Source organism: Phytobacter sp. V69 (assembly GCF_965644215.1).
Classification (GTDB): domain Bacteria; phylum Pseudomonadota; class Gammaproteobacteria; order Enterobacterales; family Enterobacteriaceae; genus Phytobacter.
Window position 1 is genome coordinate 1 of sequence record NZ_CBFFRL010000411.1, and the last position, 1,600, is coordinate 1,600.

General features: G+C 43.2%; 2 protein-coding genes. One reads left to right on the plus strand and one right to left on the minus strand.

Annotated elements, in window-relative coordinates:
• Positions 1–74 precede the first annotated feature (74 nt).
• Entirely contained in the window at positions 75–320 is a 246-nt protein-coding gene (locus tag ACSZPU_RS25610) for a hypothetical protein (protein WP_499004416.1), read from the minus strand.
• 489 nt (positions 321–809) lie between these two features.
• On the opposite strand from ACSZPU_RS25610, the gene ACSZPU_RS25615 reads away from it, so the two are divergent.
• Positions 810–1,475 (plus strand): hypothetical protein, encoded by a 666-nt coding sequence (locus ACSZPU_RS25615; RefSeq protein WP_499004417.1) that lies wholly within the window; start codon positions 810–812, stop codon positions 1,473–1,475.
• The last annotated feature ends 125 nt before the right edge of the window (positions 1,476–1,600 follow it).

The following is a 1,600-nucleotide window of genomic DNA, read 5'->3' on the forward strand; positions in this document are numbered from 1 at the left end:
TTGTTGAAAAAGACAGTTACTATAACTCAGGTGATTAAGGGACACAGCCTAGTCTCCAGGATTCCCGGGGCGGTTCAGTTCCATGTCTTACGATCGATTTGTTGGCGCCCTTCTTCGATACTTCCGGCCAGAGACGCCGGAAGGCCAAAAGCATTGGGGCCCATAATTTTACTGTTAAACAGAGAAAACCCGCAAATTGCTGAGGCCTCGGCAATTAAATTCATCCCGTCCAAAAATTTTTGCATGGATGCATCACGACTACTTGCAATCTGTTCGGTACGGGTACTCAACTTCAGGTCTTGTTCCGAATGCACACCCATTGATCTCTCCTTTCCTCATCGCGCTATGAGTTATCCATTTCATGGTTAATTGCTCATGCGTCACTTAAAATTTTCACGTAGCTAAACGCTTCGTAAAGTTATTACTAGTTACTAAATGCCAAAAAAGAATATCACAATCACCCCTCCTGCCTAATAACCCTGAATGGGGTGAATCTGCTAAAAGTTCTGCCACTTCATGATGCTGGGTAAGTCACTGATATATAAGGATATTATTTTATGGGGTGGAGGTGAGATCTATGGGATTTACCTGTAATTAAATCCCATTGTACGATAAATAACCTATTGAGGCTGTAAATAAGTGACAGCGTCACGGTTTGGATATGTTTTTAGTATTTAGTTATTAGTAAAGACTTTACTAATTGTATAATGAATTTGTCGTACAGGCCTGTATTGCTCTTGTTCGTTTTCTAAGATGGCCTGTTGCGTAAGATGGACATTGACGAGACAAACTGGGCAGAGGGAAACATAATGGCAACAGTGCGGCATACACACCTGATTACGTCCTGCACCAAGGGCAAGAACCATCACGGCGGTTTCCGACCGGAACTAAACATCCGTGCCGGGCAGGAACCTGAAGATGCAGTGGCCAGTTGGATGGAAGTAATTAACCGGGGGCAAAGTGCAGCACAAGTACCGGCACTATCGCTATATGCCGGTAATCACTGGTCAACAGCAAAAGAGATTTTACGCACGACGGAAAACCTGGAGTTGTGGGTGATCTCGGCCGGGATGGGTTTTTTGAATAGTCGTGACCTCGTTTCCGCATATGAAGCTACCTTTCACGATTTACCGTTCAGCCATAGCCGGTGGTGGCGAGAATTAACAAACGCATTCGGCAAGGATAATTCGGTAAATTCCATAGAGGCATTGATGGAAGAAAGACCATGGGATGATTATGTCATCGCAGCTTCACCCGTTTACATCTCTGCGGTTGAGGAAGATATCTTGTCAGGGTCCAAGAAATTAAGGAATTCTGTAGCTCAGTTGACGGTTGTTACATCGGGAGCATATTCAGGTAGTCTTGAACCCTATTTAATTCGTAGTGAATCCAGAATGATGCGGGAACTTTCAAGCAACATGGTTTGTCTTAACATTAAACTTGCACAATATATCATTAGAAGTCATCACGACTAGCCTTATTCAGATAGTTCGTATTAGAAACGACAAATTTTGGACCTTAGATCCTAGATAGTGTCGTCACGAGGATAAAAATCATTGATAATAGGGCCTTCTAATCAGAAGGCCCTATTATCATGACT

Bases quoted from the DNA above. Each gene is read 5' to 3' on its own strand.
- ACSZPU_RS25610 (WP_499004416.1), bottom strand. From the start codon at position 320: ATGGGTGTGCATTCGGAACAAGACCTGAAGTTGAGTACCCGTACCGAA.
- ACSZPU_RS25615 (WP_499004417.1), top strand. From the start codon at position 810: ATGGCAACAGTGCGGCATACACACCTGATTACGTCCTGCACCAAGGGC.